The 14,950-nt window shown below is 37.4% G+C and carries 18 protein-coding genes; 14 read left to right on the top strand and 4 right to left on the bottom strand.

The genetic code is table 11. The features are described from left to right. The first annotated feature begins 50 nt into the window (after positions 1 to 50). From obgE to OXPF_RS11495, 7 genes are all read left to right on the top strand, one after another. Positions 51 to 1,328, top strand: coding sequence for a GTPase ObgE (obgE, locus tag OXPF_RS11525; RefSeq protein WP_054875355.1), 1,278 nt, complete (start codon positions 51 to 53; stop codon positions 1,326 to 1,328). Between the two features lie 12 nt (positions 1,329 to 1,340). Continuing rightward, entirely contained in the window at positions 1,341 to 1,628 is a 288-nt protein-coding gene (gene yhbY / locus OXPF_RS11520; protein ID WP_054875354.1) for a ribosome assembly RNA-binding protein YhbY, read from the top strand. A 297-nt stretch (positions 1,629 to 1,925) separates the two neighbouring features. Beyond that, a complete protein-coding gene (gene nadD, locus OXPF_RS11515; protein WP_054875353.1) occupies positions 1,926 to 2,591 on the top strand; it encodes a nicotinate-nucleotide adenylyltransferase in 666 nt (221 codons plus the stop codon). Further along, positions 2,581 to 3,147: a bis(5'-nucleosyl)-tetraphosphatase (symmetrical) YqeK gene (gene yqeK, locus OXPF_RS11510; protein WP_054875352.1), complete on the top strand. Its 567-nt coding sequence runs from the start codon at positions 2,581 to 2,583 to the stop codon at positions 3,145 to 3,147. The genes nadD and yqeK overlap by 11 nt, the downstream gene beginning before the upstream one ends. Before the next feature lie 112 nt (positions 3,148 to 3,259). Then, positions 3,260 to 4,486, top strand: a complete 1,227-nt coding sequence (locus OXPF_RS11505) for an LCP family protein (protein WP_054875351.1) — start codon at positions 3,260 to 3,262, stop codon at positions 4,484 to 4,486. 22 nt (positions 4,487 to 4,508) lie between these two features. Then, on the top strand, positions 4,509 to 4,853 hold the full coding sequence (rsfS, locus tag OXPF_RS11500; RefSeq protein ID WP_054875350.1) for a ribosome silencing factor: 345 nt from the start codon (positions 4,509 to 4,511) through the stop codon (positions 4,851 to 4,853). Between the two features lie 17 nt (positions 4,854 to 4,870). Further along, on the top strand, positions 4,871 to 5,251 hold the full coding sequence (locus tag OXPF_RS11495) for a RidA family protein (protein ID WP_054875349.1): 381 nt from the start codon (positions 4,871 to 4,873) through the stop codon (positions 5,249 to 5,251). A 115-nt stretch (positions 5,252 to 5,366) separates the two neighbouring features. Here the strand turns inward: OXPF_RS11495 and OXPF_RS22490 are convergent, their stop codons facing one another. Both OXPF_RS22490 and OXPF_RS11490 read right to left on the bottom strand, forming a co-directional pair. Further along, positions 5,367 to 5,516, bottom strand: a complete 150-nt coding sequence (locus OXPF_RS22490) for a hypothetical protein (protein WP_160317206.1) — start codon at positions 5,514 to 5,516, stop codon at positions 5,367 to 5,369. A gap of 190 nt (positions 5,517 to 5,706) precedes the next feature. Further along, the gene (locus OXPF_RS11490) at positions 5,707 to 6,603 is read right to left on the bottom strand and encodes a hypothetical protein (RefSeq protein ID WP_201779715.1); all 897 of its coding nucleotides are present in this window, start codon (positions 6,601 to 6,603) and stop codon (positions 5,707 to 5,709) included. A 366-nt stretch (positions 6,604 to 6,969) separates the two neighbouring features. On the opposite strand from OXPF_RS11490, the gene OXPF_RS11485 reads away from it, so the two are divergent. The 4 genes from OXPF_RS11485 (at position 6,970) to OXPF_RS11470 (ending at position 9,768) form a co-directional block, all read left to right on the top strand. Next, entirely contained in the window at positions 6,970 to 7,515 is a 546-nt protein-coding gene (locus tag OXPF_RS11485; RefSeq protein ID WP_341442363.1) for a CDP-alcohol phosphatidyltransferase family protein, read from the top strand. A gap of 41 nt (positions 7,516 to 7,556) precedes the next feature. Next, a complete protein-coding gene (locus OXPF_RS11480) occupies positions 7,557 to 8,648 on the top strand; it encodes a PstS family phosphate ABC transporter substrate-binding protein (RefSeq protein ID WP_152967744.1) in 1,092 nt (363 codons plus the stop codon). A 23-nt stretch (positions 8,649 to 8,671) separates the two neighbouring features. Continuing rightward, entirely contained in the window at positions 8,672 to 8,914 is a 243-nt protein-coding gene (locus OXPF_RS11475) for a PF20097 family protein (RefSeq protein ID WP_054875347.1), read from the top strand. 143 nt (positions 8,915 to 9,057) lie between these two features. Continuing rightward, positions 9,058 to 9,768 carry a BclA C-terminal domain-containing protein gene (locus OXPF_RS11470; protein ID WP_054875346.1) on the top strand — a complete coding sequence of 237 codons (711 nt, stop codon included), beginning with the start codon at positions 9,058 to 9,060 and terminating at the stop codon, positions 9,766 to 9,768. 50 nt (positions 9,769 to 9,818) lie between these two features. Here the strand turns inward: OXPF_RS11470 and OXPF_RS11465 are convergent, their stop codons facing one another. Together OXPF_RS11465 and OXPF_RS11460 are read right to left on the bottom strand one after the other, a co-directional pair. Then, complete coding sequence (locus OXPF_RS11465; protein ID WP_054875345.1) at positions 9,819 to 10,388, bottom strand: methyltransferase family protein; 570 nt, start codon at positions 10,386 to 10,388, stop codon at positions 9,819 to 9,821. 22 nt (positions 10,389 to 10,410) lie between these two features. Then, positions 10,411 to 11,625: a D-alanyl-D-alanine carboxypeptidase family protein gene (locus OXPF_RS11460; protein WP_054875344.1), complete on the bottom strand. Its 1,215-nt coding sequence runs from the start codon at positions 11,623 to 11,625 to the stop codon at positions 10,411 to 10,413. A 141-nt stretch (positions 11,626 to 11,766) separates the two neighbouring features. Here OXPF_RS11460 and OXPF_RS11455 point away from each other — a divergent pair, with 141 nt between their 5' ends. The 3 genes from OXPF_RS11455 (at position 11,767) to selA (ending at position 14,947) form a co-directional block, all read left to right on the top strand. Then, positions 11,767 to 12,369: a helix-hairpin-helix domain-containing protein gene (locus OXPF_RS11455; RefSeq protein WP_054875343.1), complete on the top strand. Its 603-nt coding sequence runs from the start codon at positions 11,767 to 11,769 to the stop codon at positions 12,367 to 12,369. Positions 12,370 to 12,484: 115 nt separating this feature from the next. Beyond that, a complete protein-coding gene (selD, locus tag OXPF_RS11450) occupies positions 12,485 to 13,519 on the top strand; it encodes a selenide, water dikinase SelD (protein ID WP_083479869.1) in 1,035 nt (344 codons plus the stop codon). Between the two features lie 24 nt (positions 13,520 to 13,543). After that, the gene (selA, locus tag OXPF_RS11445) at positions 13,544 to 14,947 is read left to right on the top strand and encodes an L-seryl-tRNA(Sec) selenium transferase (protein WP_054875341.1); all 1,404 of its coding nucleotides are present in this window, start codon (positions 13,544 to 13,546) and stop codon (positions 14,945 to 14,947) included. The last annotated feature ends 3 nt before the right edge of the window (positions 14,948 to 14,950 follow it).

Genomic DNA, 14,950 nt, shown 5'->3' with positions numbered 1-14,950 from the left:
GTTTATATTTGAACGAAAATTATCATATTCCATAGTTTGAGGGTGAAAAAATGTTTATTGATACAGCTAAAATATATATAAAATCCGGCGATGGAGGAAACGGCTCCGTATCCTTCAGAAGAGAAAAATACATTCCCAGAGGAGGCCCTGACGGCGGTGATGCCGGAAGAGGCGGGGACATAATATTCCAGGTGAATACCGGTCTTAGAACCCTATTAGATTTTCGATATAAAAAGAAGCATATTGCAGAAAACGGTGAAAACGGAAGCGCTGCCAACTGTCACGGAAAAGATGGCAAGGACCTTATAATTAATGTGCCTCCGGGCACATTGATAAAGGATGCTGAAACGGGAGGAAAGATAGCCGATCTTACAATGGAAAATCAAAGGGTTGTTGTCTTAAAAGGCGGCAAGGGGGGCAAGGGTAATGCCAGGTTTGCCACTGCAACAAGACAGGCTCCTAATTTTGCCGAACCCGGTCAGTTGGGGGAAGAAAGATGGGTGGTTCTTGAATTAAAGCTTCTTGCAGACTGCGGGCTTATCGGCTTCCCCAATGTAGGAAAGTCGACAATTCTATCCATGGTAACTGCAGCAAAGCCTAAGATAGCAAATTACCACTTCACTACAATTACGCCTAACTTAGGAGTGGTGGAGGTTCCCGGGGGAAACAGCTTTGTCTTAGCCGATATACCCGGGCTTATTGAAGGCGCCCATGAAGGAGTAGGCTTAGGCCATGAATTCCTTCGACATGTGGAGAGGACAAAAATACTTATTCACGTGGTAGACATATCGGGCATTGAGGGAAGGAACCCTATCGAGGATTTTGATAAAATAAATTCGGAGTTGAAATTATACAGCGACAAACTGGCGCAAAAACCTCAGGTTGTAGCAGCCAATAAAAGCGATATTCTACAGTCCGATGAGCTATATAATGAATTCTTAAATGAGATGGAAAAAAGAGGTCACAAGGTATTTAAAATATCCGCAGCCACCAATAAAGGGTTAAAAGAGCTCATGCTTTATGTATCTGATATGCTTAAAGATACTCCGGAACCCATTGAGGAAGAGGAAATGGAAGATTATATCAACCTTGATGAAGAAAAGGATGGAAAGGATTTTAAAATATATAAGGACGACGATGTTTACGTGGTGGAAGGTCCTTTTGTTGACAGGATTTTCAGGAAGGTCAACATATATGATAATGAGTCCTTAAAATATTTTCAGAAGGTATTGAGGAGAAACGGCATAATAGATGAGCTTAAAAGCATGGGAATAAAAGACGGAGAAACGGTAAGAATGAATGAATTAGAATTTGATTTTATTGACTAGGGGGTTAACGCAATGAACAGTAAACAGAGAGCTTATTTAAGGTCTCTTGCAAATACATTGAATCCAGTGCTTATTTTAGGCAAGGGAGGCATAGATGAAGATGTTGTAAAACAGGCGGATGGCGTATTGGAGACAAAAGAGCTTATAAAGATCAGCGTCCTTCAAAACAGTTCAATAACCTCCCGGGAAGCATGTGAAATGTTGTGTGAGGCAACGGGAGCAGAGCCGGTACAGGTAATAGGCAATAAATTTGTTATATACAGAAAATCCATGGAAAAGCCTTATATTGAATTGCCGTGAATATAAGGCAGAGGCTGTTCAATTTTGAACAACGTAATGAGCATTGTGAGGGTTCTTTAAAAGTTCTTGGCGACGCAGCCAAAGAAAACGCTTAGAATTTTTGATTGTTTGAGTAAGAGCGAGTTATCAAAAATTCTTGTATTTTCAAGGCAGGGAACCTTAGAACTTGCAGAACTTGAACATAGCGAATGGTCTTCAAAATTGAGCAGCCTCTTTTATACTTCAAAAAAAAATTAAAATAGTGTAAAATATTCTTTAGTTGCATACCCATAAATTTATAAGGTGGGAGCATGAAAAATGGATAACCTGCTAAAAAGGTTAAAGGAACAAAAGGTTCAAAGAGTGGCTGTCATGGGAGGCACCTTTGATCCCATACATCACGGTCACTTGGTTACAGCAGAAATAGTAAGGGTGAAGTACGATTTTGACAAAGTTGTTTTTATTCCTTCGGGTATACCTCCTCACAAGGAAGACTCGAGCGTCACATTAAGTGAACACAGGCTTAATATGGTTAAGCTGGCCATAGATACAAATCCCTATTTCGAAGTATCCCGCATGGAAATAGACAGGGGAGGGTATACATATACAATTGATACAATAATAGAATTTATAAATTATCTTGGAAATAATCTTTCTATTCATTTTATTACTGGTGCCGATGTAATGTTTCAGATACTGTCCTGGAAAGATGCAAAAGAGCTTTTAAGCCTGTGCAAATTCATTGCAGTCACTCGCCCTGGATATGACAAAAGTGCATTGAATATAAAGGTTGAAGAATTGATTGATAAATATAAAAGCGATATAACAATATTGGAGGTGCCGGCAATTGCCATATCTTCCACAGAAATAAGACGTCGGGTAAATTCAAATTTATCCATAAAATATCTTCTTCCCGAGAAGGTGGAAGAATACATAAAGAAAAACCGGCTGTATATTAATCGGGAGAAGGACTATGATAAATGATATAACAGAAAAATTAAAAGCCATGCTAAGCCCTAAAAGGTATATGCATTCTTTAGGTGTTCGTGATACTGCCGTAAAACTAGCCAAATTATATGGAACTGATGAAGATAAAGCGGCAATAGCAGGACTTATCCATGACTGTGCCAAGGGACTCTCCGATGAGTTGCTTTTAAAAATTGCAAGGGAAATAGGTATTGAAACACAGGGAATTTATGAAAAGCAGCCGGAGCTTTTACATGGACCGGCAGGTACATATATGGCAAAAAAGGATTTTAAAATAGAGGATGAGGAAATACTTCATTCCATCATGTGCCATACCACCGGATGTGAGAACATGTCGCTGTTGGATAAAATAATATATATTGCAGACTATATTGAGCCCAACAGAAGTTTTCCCGGGTTGGAAGAATTAAGGAAAGCAGCTTTTAGGGATATTGACGAGGCTATGCTTTTAGCCTTAGATAATACCATAAAGCATGTTATAAATAAAAAGCAAATGATTGATATACAAACCATAAAAGCGAGGAATTATATATTATATAATTATTTTAAATGACGTAGCCATTTGAAATAATTGCGCCATAATGAATCCTTGCGGGATTCATTGACATGAATTTTACACAGTAAAATTCATAATATAATAGCCGCAAATAAAGGGAGCAAAATAAATGAAAAGAGCTGTCTCTGTACTTATTATCATTTTTATGACCGCAGCTTTAGTTACTACGGGAATGCTTTATGTATATTTAAACGGTTTCTCCCCAAAAGAAGGCGAGACTAACAAAACCACAATTAAACCAAAGGAAGTTAAAGCCGGGCAGCCTTTGAACATACTGTTATTAGGAGTAGATATCGGTGTGGCCGGCTCGAAAAACAGCCCTAAAAGGTCGGATACTATGATGGTTATCCATTATGACCCCAAAACCTCCGACGTAACCGTAGTATCCATACCCAGAGATACAAAAGTAACAATAAACGGAAACACAGAGAAGATAAATGCCGCCCATGCCATAGGGGGCCCCGAAAAATCTGTGGAAGCCGTACAAAAACTCCTGGGAATAAATATAAATTATTATGTGGAAGTAAATTATGAAGGCTTCAGGCAATTTATAGATGCCATAGGAGGTATCGATACAGTGATACCTTATAATATGGACTATGATGATGATGCACAAAATTTGCATATACATTTTAAAAAAGGCCAGAAAGTCCATCTTGACGGCAAAAAAGCCGAGCAGTTTGTAAGATGGAGAAAGAATAACGACGGAAGCGGATATGCCGACGGTGATTTGGGGAGGATAAGGACTCAGCAGGAATTTATGCTCAAAGTCATAGAAAAGCTTAAATCCCCTGCAATAATATTAAAGATACCTACATTAGTAAAACTTCTTCCCGAATATATCTCTACCAATATGGATGCCGCAACCATACTGAATTTTTCAATGGACGTACCTAAAATAAACGGTGAATCCATTCAAAAATATACCTTAAACGGCAGTTCAAAGATTATAGACGGTCTTTGGTATTTTGTATATGAACCGGACAAAAACAAGGATATGGTTGCTGCTTTAGGAGCAGAAAACGTAAGCGGCATTAAAAAGACAGATAACAAGGATATAAAAATTCAGGTTTTAAACGGTTCCGGCGAAAAGGATGCCGAACTTAGAGTTAAGCAATATTTAGAGGAAAAAGGATATAATGTAGCTAATACGGGAAATATTTCAGGTGTCAGGTTTACCGCATCACATATAATTGATAAATCCTTAAAAAGCGGAAATGCCAAACAGGTGGCGGATGACCTTGACATAAGCAACATTGAAAAGGATGAGGACAATATATCAAATGTTGACATAGTAGTTATTGTTGGTGCAGATACAAATAAATTATTTAATTGATTTAACTTGGGAGGTTGAATTTTTGTTAGACGATTCAAAAGCGCTTATACTTCACGCATGTAATGCAGGTGAGAATAAAAAAGCCAAGGATATCAAGGTTTTGGATATTAGCAGTATATCACCCATAACCGACTATTTTGTTTTATTCAGCGGTTCATCAACAGTTCAGGTTAGAGCCATTGCCGATGAGGTTGAAGAAAAGTTGACCGAAAAAGGTTATGCATTGCTTCATAAAGAAGGGTATAATGCCTCCAGATGGATACTTCTTGATTTCGGGGATGTTATAGTTCACGTTTTTCATGAAGAAGACAGGGAGTTTTATAATCTAGAGAGGTTATGGGCAGACGCTGATGTAATAAATTTTTAAATCATAGGAGGATTCGTATGAAGAAGATTATAAAAACAGACAAAGCTCCGGCAGCCATAGGTCCATATTCCCAGGCTGTGGAAGTTGGGAATTTAATTTACACCTCAGGTCAGATTCCCATTAGCCCCAAGACCGGGGATCTTGTATCAGGAGATATCAAAAAAGCTACGGCTCAATGCATAGAAAACTTAAAAGCCATAGCTGAAGCAGCCGGCTGTACTTTAAATGACGTAGTTAAAACCACAGTGTTTTTAAAGGACATGAATCAATTCACAGAAATGAATGAAGTTTACGGTTCATATTTTGTAACTGACCAGCCTGCCAGATCCTGCGTACAGGCAGCAAAACTGCCAAGGGACGTGGATGTGGAAATAGAGGCTATTATATTAAAAAAGTAAAATAAGATAAAAGGGGCTGTTACACTTTGAATGGTGTGCACCCCGTCAGTAGACAGGGGAAATAATTAAAGGTTTAAGATAACCGTCATCTCATATAGTAGAAATGACGGTTATCTTATGCAGATAATAGTACCTCATGAGCCTCCATCGGCATCAGGGTCACCAGCTTCCGCTGATATCTGCGGTTGCTGTGGTAATCAAGATAATCCTCTATAGCCTTCACCAAAAGGGTTTGAATATCAACTTTCATATATAATAAAAGCATTATTAAACTATTTGATAATGCTTTTATTATTTAGTATTTGCATAAATAATTTTGTATAATGTTCATATAAAATATCAAAGCGGAGATGTTTATGAAATTACAATATAAAATAGCATTATTTACGACAATCATATTAATAATGGTTATAGGAATTATTGGGGGACTTTCATACAAACAGATGAATTAAAATTTAAAATATTCCGGGTATTTTTATTGAAATAAAAATACCAGCACCGAAAGAGGCTGCATTGGCAACAAAAGCATATAGCGAAGTAATCCGTTTTTTCATTTTCTCTGAGTCTGCATATTTATGAAGATGTTTTGAATATATGAAAGCCTCTATAAAAAATATCAGAAGCTCCATCCAGATGTAATTAAACACAAACAACATACTGCCGTAGCTATAATTTGTTAAATTGAGCAAAATGTTTAAAATAGACTGGGTAATTATATTGACTGTTCCTATAATAAACAGCTGCTTTTTTGCCCTGAAGCCGAATAAAAATGCCAGAAATATTTCTATAGCTATGGTTGCAATAATTCTGATAAACATAGAAACCAATTCCCATGTATAATCGTAATTTTTCACTGCCTCAATACCTTTTATAGTTGAAAGCGGCGGTATAAATAAATTTTTTACATCTACTTTGAAATAGCTGTCAAAGGCATAGCGCTCATAGGCTTCATCACTTACAGCAAAGCTGTCCTCGACGGGAAAATAGAGCAAAATTTTGAATTTGGGAGGAGGATAATATCCCCAGATAAATTGTGAAGTTTCGTTGCAATCATTAAAATACTGCAAAAAATAAAATCCGTCTTCATCCTTGTAGGAATTAAATTTCTGCCATATTTCATAATCTGCATCGCCTTCACTAAATCGTTGATTTCCAGGATGTTCACCCAGGGCGCTGTGAGGACCTGTTGATGGTATTTCGGATAACAGGGTTACAAAGTAATTTTTGCCCTCCAAGCCTTCAAAATTTATGACTACAGAGGGTTTTGGCCCCATATCTGCATGGGCATATATGGGGTTTATTATAAGCATTGACCAAAGTAATAATATAAGAAAAAATAATTTATTTTTCATAAACTGCACCTGCCAGATATTATTATTTAATTTGATTTAAGTATATCATTAAGATAGTAAAAGATAAAAGAACTTAAGCAATGGGGGGCTCAGGTTCTCTCAGCAACATAATAATACCATCAATATCAAATCCCAATTTGAGATAACCCTTAAATCCTCGAAACTTTTTTATAAGCACTTTAAAACCATTATTAAGCTTAGTTTTATCATTCCAAGAGGCACCTTCTTAGATAATGTATTTATCAATAAAGGCGTCGACAATATGGTTGGTTCTTTAAAACTTATATGATAAGATGAAAATGTAGTTAATTATTATACTTAATTTGCAGCATCAATATATTTCAGGAGGGGAGCAAGATTAAATATTTGCCAAATGCCATTTCTGTAATGCGGATAGTTTGTTCAGTGATTTTATTGTTTTTAAAACCCATGTCTTCCTTATTTTTTATCCTTTATATATTGTGTGGCATAAGCGACTTTCTGGATGGATATATAGCGAGAAAAACAAACCAAACAAGTAAATTTGGAGCGGTTATTGACAGTACCGCCGATCTTATTTTCTATGCAGTATTGCTTATGATATTCATTCCTATTATTAAAATGCCATTGTGGGTACTCATCTGGATTGGGGCAATAACTATCATCCGTATAGGCTCACTTATAATAGGATTTATAAGATACCAGGCAATTGCTTTTTTACATACTTATGCCAATAAAGCCTCCGGATTTGCCCTGTTTTGTTTTCCGTTTCTCTATAACTTTTTAGGATTGATTATAACTGCAGGTATTTTGTGTTCCATGGCGAGTATTTCGGCGTTAGAAGAACTTATGATAAATATAACTTCAAAACACCTTTCAAGAGATGTTAAAAGCATATTCGAAAAAACAAAGAATGAGAAATCAAGATATTAATATGTTTAACAGTAAAATAATCTTGGAAAGGAAGAGTCGATATGGGTATTAGAAAATCAATAAAATATTTTTTGCCGATAATCCTTATGGCAATTTTGTTGATATCATGTAAAGAAAGTAAAGGTGAGGCAGATAAGACCGGATCCTGGAGCCAAATTAATCAAACCATAGAAAGAGATGAAAAGTGGCAGAAGATAGTATCAGGCAGCCCTTTTAAGCTGGGGGAAAGATATGTAAAAGGAAGCTGGTATACAGGAAAGGATGATGAAAAAGAGGATTATTACGGTATTGAGTATGGTACATATCCATCTTTAGACGGATCTACCGTTGCTGTACCTATGGCTATGGAGTTTGCAAGACAACATCTTGATTTGTCCGATGATGATGCAAAGGATTTTGTATTTTTCAATACCACACATCAATCTTATGAAAACCTTATATATTCACGGCCAAACAGCGGTGGAATGATTCGTTCAACAACCACCTTTTTAGATGAAAACCAACCGGTAGATTTGATTATTGCAACAGAACCGTCACAAGAAGAGCTAACTCTTGCAAAGGATAATAATGTAGAACTTTTAACGGAGCCTGTATGTTACGATGCATTTGTATTTATAACTCATAAGGAAAATCCGGTAGACAGCCTTTCGGTTGAAGAAATTCAAAAGATTTATTCCGGGGAAATCACAAATTGGAAAGAAGTGGGAGGAGACAATGCCAAAATAATTTCTTACCAAAGAGAAGAAAACTCCGGCAGCCAGACAGCTATGAAAAATCTGGTTATGAAAGGCATCCCCATGCTTCCGCCTGAAACCACAAAAGTATCAATCGGGATGGGAGCTTTAATCGATGCTGTGGCTGAATACAAAAACTCCAGAAACAGCATAGGATACACTTATAAATATTATATAGATACTCTATATAAAAATGAAAACATAAAGATTTTGAACATTGAAGGCATATCCCCTTCTCCTGATAATATGAGAAATTCAACTTATCCTTTTTCAACCTGTTATTATGGAGTTATCCGTAAAAGTGATAAAGATAACACAGGCGGCCGCTTTCTTCAATGGATGATTTCGGAGGAAGGTCAAAAGTGCATCGCCCAGGCAGGTTATATAACATTAAAATGACAATGTGAGGGAGGAGCATACTTATGAATTGTCCCTACTGCGGTATGGATATGGAGGCCGGTGTTATACAAAGCCCACATGAGATTAACTGGCTACCCAAAAAACATTTTTTTGGGAGAGCGGAATTTCATAAAGGGTCCATAATTTTATCCGAGTTTTCATATTTGAGAGGATCGGCAGCCAAAGCATATCTTTGCAGGAACTGCGAGAAGATTGTCATAGATTATAAGGACGGAAGCTGCGATCTAAACAAAAAAAATGAATAATTCGATTTTTAAAAGGTATCTGCATTTATGCACATGCCTTTTTTTATTATGACTAAGCACGTAGCAATAAATTATGTTATACATATAATGTCTATGAGTGAAGTCACTTAATCTAAAGCTAAAAATAAGGAGGTGTTTTGAAAATGAAAAGCAGACAGCATACAAATAGTTCGGAACAGGATAAGGCTACTCGGTGCATGACATGCGCATATTATGAAAAGTGCTCCCGAAAATGCATATTAGGACCTACAGGGCCTGCAGGACCTGCAGGAGATATAGGACCCACCGGGTGTACAGGGGATATGGGGCCAAAGGGAGAAACGGGACCAACCGGGCCATCAGGTGCCACGGGTGCGACAGGAGCTACAGGTGAAATGGGCCCGCCGGGCGGCAGGGGACCAAAAGGAGAAAGAGGAGAAAGAGGCCCAACAGGTGCTCCGGGTTCCAAAATTCTAGCATATGGTTATATATATAATTTAACACCAATAACCCATGCAGCCATAGAGGGGAATGGCGATATACCATTAAATGGCAACGGCCCGTTAATGGGGGTGTCTCACATTGAGGGCGACACAATTGTAAACATACACAGCTCTGGATCCTATCAAATACATTATTGCGTGAATGCAGACGTGGGTTTTGGCACATCTCTGGCTTTAACCGTGAACGGAACTGTTGTTCCGTCAACCAGAATACCCATGGGATTTACCTGTGCATGGGGGATAGCCATTTTAAATCTCATGGCAGGAGATGCTATAACCTTAAGGAATGATTCATCATCTTCAATGGTGTTGGCTTCCGAACCTAATGTAAGCGCACAGCTTAATTTAATCCAGATAGCAGAGTTAAGTTAATATTATTATATATAAGTTATTTTAACTGTAAGTGGGTTTCGTTGCTATATTTATAGATATCTTCTGACTTTTTTAAAATACTCTTCATATTCCTTGCCATAGTGTATTTTAAGAAAAGCTTCTTCACGCAGTATCTGCCTATGAATGGCAATTGAAAGCAGTATAAGAACACAAATGATTACTAAATTTGGGTATAGCAAAAACATACCCGTGAAGAATATAAGAAAAGAAATATATATAGGATTACGACTTATTGCAAACATCCCGGATGTCACAAGCTTATCGGGATGTTTTTCATCTATGCCTACTCGAAAGGAATCACCAAAGGATATAAGGGTGGATGAAAACCCCAAGATTCCTGCTACACATAGTAATATTCCTGATAAATCAGATACTTTGCTTATCCAAAAGGATTTAATGAGAATTGGCGGGATAGGTAAATTAAAAGTACAGGCAAAAACAGTGTAAATAAAAAGAATAAATAAAGGCACAAGAAAAAAATCATTCCTGTCTGTTTCTCCAAATACAATGGCTGTTATGCCTTTTCTTTTAAGTGTCATGGACCTTAAGGCTATGAGTATAAAAAACAGAATGAGAATTATAACACTGAAATATTTCAACTAGGAACACTCCTTCATTATTTTATCGGCGCCTTCTTTTTATGAGCTCCGCGCCTGCAAAAAATCCGGCAATAACAAATGCCGCTCCCGTTAACAAATAAGAATTGTATTGATTTTTGATACCGTTATTATAGCTCTTATAATTGTAGAGGGAAGTTATAGGAAGATCATGGGCAGCTGTTACATCAACGCTGCCTAAGTTTTTGCCATTATAGCTGTACTCTATATAGCCTATGGTCTGCCCCTTTAAAATATATCCTTTGAAGCCGTTTATTATTTGAAGGCTGGATATTATATCGCAATCTCCCTTGACTTCTTTGGTAAAATATAAATCCTTTGAGGCCTTTAAAGGCAATTCAAGGTTGGTGTTTGCTATTTTAAGGCTGGTGATTAAATTTCCGGCAGCTACTCCCATCACAGTTTCAAAATTTTCAAAACCATAGTTCATTAAAGCATAAGCATCCTCCCACAGCCCCGGCTTTTTGTCACAAAGAAGCACAACCATAAGGTCGGTATACTCTCTGTAAGCTGTTGCTACCAGGCTGTGGCCAGACTCTGTTGTATATCCCGTTTTAGCGCCGTTTGCACCTTCCACATGAAAGCGGTTGTTATACATAAGCCTGTTGTTGGAATGAAAATACCTTCTCTCGGGCTGCTTGTTTGTTGGCTCTAAGGTATAGGAGCGTGTAGTTACTATTTTTCTGTAAGTCTCGTATTTCATAGCTTCTTTTGTAATGAGATATAAATCATAGGCTGATGTATAATGATCAGGGTTGTATAAACCATGGGGATTTGTAAAATTAGTGTTTTTGCATCCCAATTCCTTGGCCTTTTTATTCATAAGCTTAGCGAATTCTTCATCGGAGCCGGCTATATGCTCTGCAAAAGCTGAAGCCACGTCGTTTGCCGATTCGATTAAAAGGGCATATAAAAGCTGATCTACTGTGAACTCTTCGCCTTCGAATATGTATATTTTACTGCCCTTTACATAAGGCGGATTTTCCCCCACAATAACCTTATCATCCAGTTGACAATGCTCAAGTACCAATAAGGCTGTCATTATTTTCGTAGTACTGGCAGGATAAAATTTTACATCTTTGTTTTTTTCAAATAAAATCCTGCCGGTATTGGATTCAATGAGTAAAGCCCCCTCTGCGGCAACAGAAGGAGTTGAAGCAAATGCCGCTGTAGCGGTACAAAATATTGTAATTATGATAAGAAAAAGCAGTCTTTTCACGACATCACCCAAAAAAAATAGTCAATATTAAGTATATCAAAAATATAAATATTTATCGATATATACAAGATGTAAAATAATGTAATAAAATTTGCTGTTTTTAGGAAGAATTTAGATATCTTTTTAAAAGGTGGTGTTAAATTGCTTAAACTTAAAAAATACGAGGAAAAAATAATAATGATTGCAATAGTGATATTATTGATTATTATTGCTGTCATGAGAATAGTTGTATTTAAATCCGACAGCGTCAGGGTCATAAAAACAGACTCTGACAGTGAGCAAAGTATTGAAGATGGCGATGAAAAAAGCTCCGGCAAATTATATGTTCATATAACGGGCGAAGTTAACAAGCCCGGCTTATATGAACTAAATACCGGTGACAGGGTAAAGGATGCGGTTAATAAAGCTTCAGGCTTTACAGATGATGCCGATACTTCTTCAATAAACCTGGCGGGAAAACTTAAGGACGAGCAATTTATCTATGTTCCAAAGAAAAGTGCCCAAGGAGAATCCTTAAATCAGGAGAGTAACACCATGATAAACGGCAAAATAAACGTCAATGCGGCCACGGCCAGAGAATTGGATGAATTTCTGCCCGGTATTGGAGAAACCTATGCCAACAATATTGTAAATTACAGAACTAAAAACGGAAGGTTTAATTCTGTCGATGAGCTTAAAAAGGTGGAGGGCATAGGCAGCGGGAAGCGCTTTGAAAATATAAAAGATTTGGTAACGGTAAATTGAGAACATTTACCTCGGAGGTTTTGGTTATATATTACATAATTGGCATTAAAGCATTTTGTCAGTTATAATAGAATTAAGCAATAAGTTTGCTAAATTATGAAAAGGAGGTGTCTTCATGGAAAAGATTAAATTAACCCACATGACGGGAAGCTCCGGCTGAGCCGCTAAAATAGGGCCTGAAACCCTGGCACAGGTTCTGTGTCATATACCTAAAGTACATAATCCCAATCTTTTGGTGGGAATAGATACTTCTGACGATGCGGCAGTATATAAAATCAATGAAGATACCGCTATAATAGAGACCTTGGATTTTTTTACTCCAATCGTGGATGACCCTTATATGTTCGGTCAGATTGCTGCTGCCAATTCCTTGAGTGATGTTTACGCTATGGGCGGCACACCTTTATTTGCTCTTAATATTGTATGCTTTCCAACCTGCCTTTCAATGGATATTTTAGGTGAGATTATAAAAGGCGGAGCAGACAAGGTCAAAGAAGCAGGAGCCATAATTGTAGGAGGGCATTCCATAGATGATAAAGAGCCGAAATACGGCCTCGCCGTTACGGGAATCGTCCACCCTAAAAAAGTATGGGCAAATATAGGGGCAAATGCCGGTGATACATTGATACTCACAAAGCCCTTGGGAACAGGAATAATAAACACGTCAATAAAGGGAGAGTTAGCCACGGAAAAAAATATAGAAAATGCCGTTAAAACCATGGCTTATTTAAATAAATACGCTTTTGATATTGCAAATAAATACAGCATAAGCGCATGTACGGATATTACCGGCTTTGGTTTTTTGGGACATCTAAATGAGATGGTTTCAGGCAGCGGAGCCTCTGCCGTAATTCATTATGATGATATAAAAATGCTCTCCGGTGCAGAAGATTTTGCCAAGATGGGAATTGTCCCCGAGGGAGCCTACAGGAATCGAAAGTATCTTAATGGAAAAATTGAATTTACTGCTAAAATCCAGGAATTTAAGAGGGATATATTGTTTGACCCCCAGACCTCAGGCGGCTTACTTCTTGCAGTTAAAAAAGAAGATGCAAATGAACTTATAAATGAGCTTCAGAATATAGAGACTCCGGCAAGCATTGTGGGAGAGATTATCGAAAAGAAGGCATTTTCTATATATGTCGATTAATATATCTCTTAAACGGAGGATGCAATGGATAAAAAAGAGTTGCTTCGTATAATACCAAAGGTTGATGAGTTATTAAACAATAAAAAAATAGATGAATTGAAGGAATTATTTCCCAGGACATTAATTGTGGAAGGCATAAGGGAAGCTTTAGATAAAATAAGGGAAAGGATATTAAACACCCCTGAAAATGAGATTCTTGAGCTTTATATCAACCCTGATTCAATAGCAGATGATGTTGCAAATAGGGTTTCAAAGCTTAATAAAAGGCATCTGAGGAGAGTTATTAACGCCGCAGGAGTTATCATACACACTAACTTGGGAAGAAGTATTTTATGTGATGAAGCCTTAGATGCAGTTTTAGATGCAGCGGGAAATTACTGCAATCTGGAATATGATACGGCTAAGGGAATAAGGGGCTCCAGGTATAGTCATCTTGATGAAATAATAAAAAGAATAACCGGTGCAGAATCCTCAATAGCAGTCAATAACAATGCCGCTGCCGTTCTTTTGGTATTGAGCACATTATGCAAAGACAAGGAAGTAATAGTGTCCCGCGGAGAACTTGTTGAAATAGGAGGATCTTTTAGGATACCTGAAGTTATGGAGCAAAGCGGTACAAGGCTCATTGAAGTAGGATCAACAAACAAGACTCATTTATATGATTACAAAAATGCAATAAATGAAAACACCGGAGCAATATTAAAGGTTCATACCAGCAACTATAGAATACTCGGATTTACTGAGGAAGTAAGCACAAAGGAACTATCTCACCTGGCAAAAGCAAATAACTTACCACTGATTAATGATATTGGAAGCGGGAGCTTCATTGACTTCTCAAAATACGGAATGGAGTATGAGCCTACGGTTAAGGATGCTATAAACAATGGCGCTGATGTAGTAACCTTCAGCGGGGATAAGATGCTGGGCGGGCCCCAGGCGGGTATTATAACGGGTAGCAAAAAATACATAGATTTAATGAAAAAAAATCCCCTGACCAGGGCATTAAGACCGGACAAAATGACGATTGCAGCTTTAGAAGCCACTTTGAGGATATATATTGAAGAGGATAAAGCCATTGAAAACATACCTACATTAAGGATGATTACTGAAGATAAGGAAAAAGTCAAGCTTAAGGCTCAAAGGCTTTCAAGAATGATAAAAAGTATTTTAAGCGACAGAGCAAAGATCAGTATAATTGAAGAAAATTCACAGATCGGGGGAGGCTCCATGCCCCTTCAGCTTTTGCCTACCTATGCGCTGGCGATTAATTCCTTGAATATATCGCCTGAAGTTTTGGAAGAAAGGCTTAGAAATGCTGACATACCCATTATTGCCAGGCTAAAGAACGATAGTATTCTTATGGATTTGAGGACAGTCAGAGATGAAGAGCTTACAATAATTAAAGATACAATCAATAAAGTATTATAGGGA

It is taken from the genome of Oxobacter pfennigii (assembly GCF_001317355.1).
GTDB classification, from domain to species: domain Bacteria; phylum Bacillota; class Clostridia; order Clostridiales; family Oxobacteraceae; genus Oxobacter; species Oxobacter pfennigii.
This window is presented reverse-complemented; position numbering and strand designations above follow the sequence as displayed.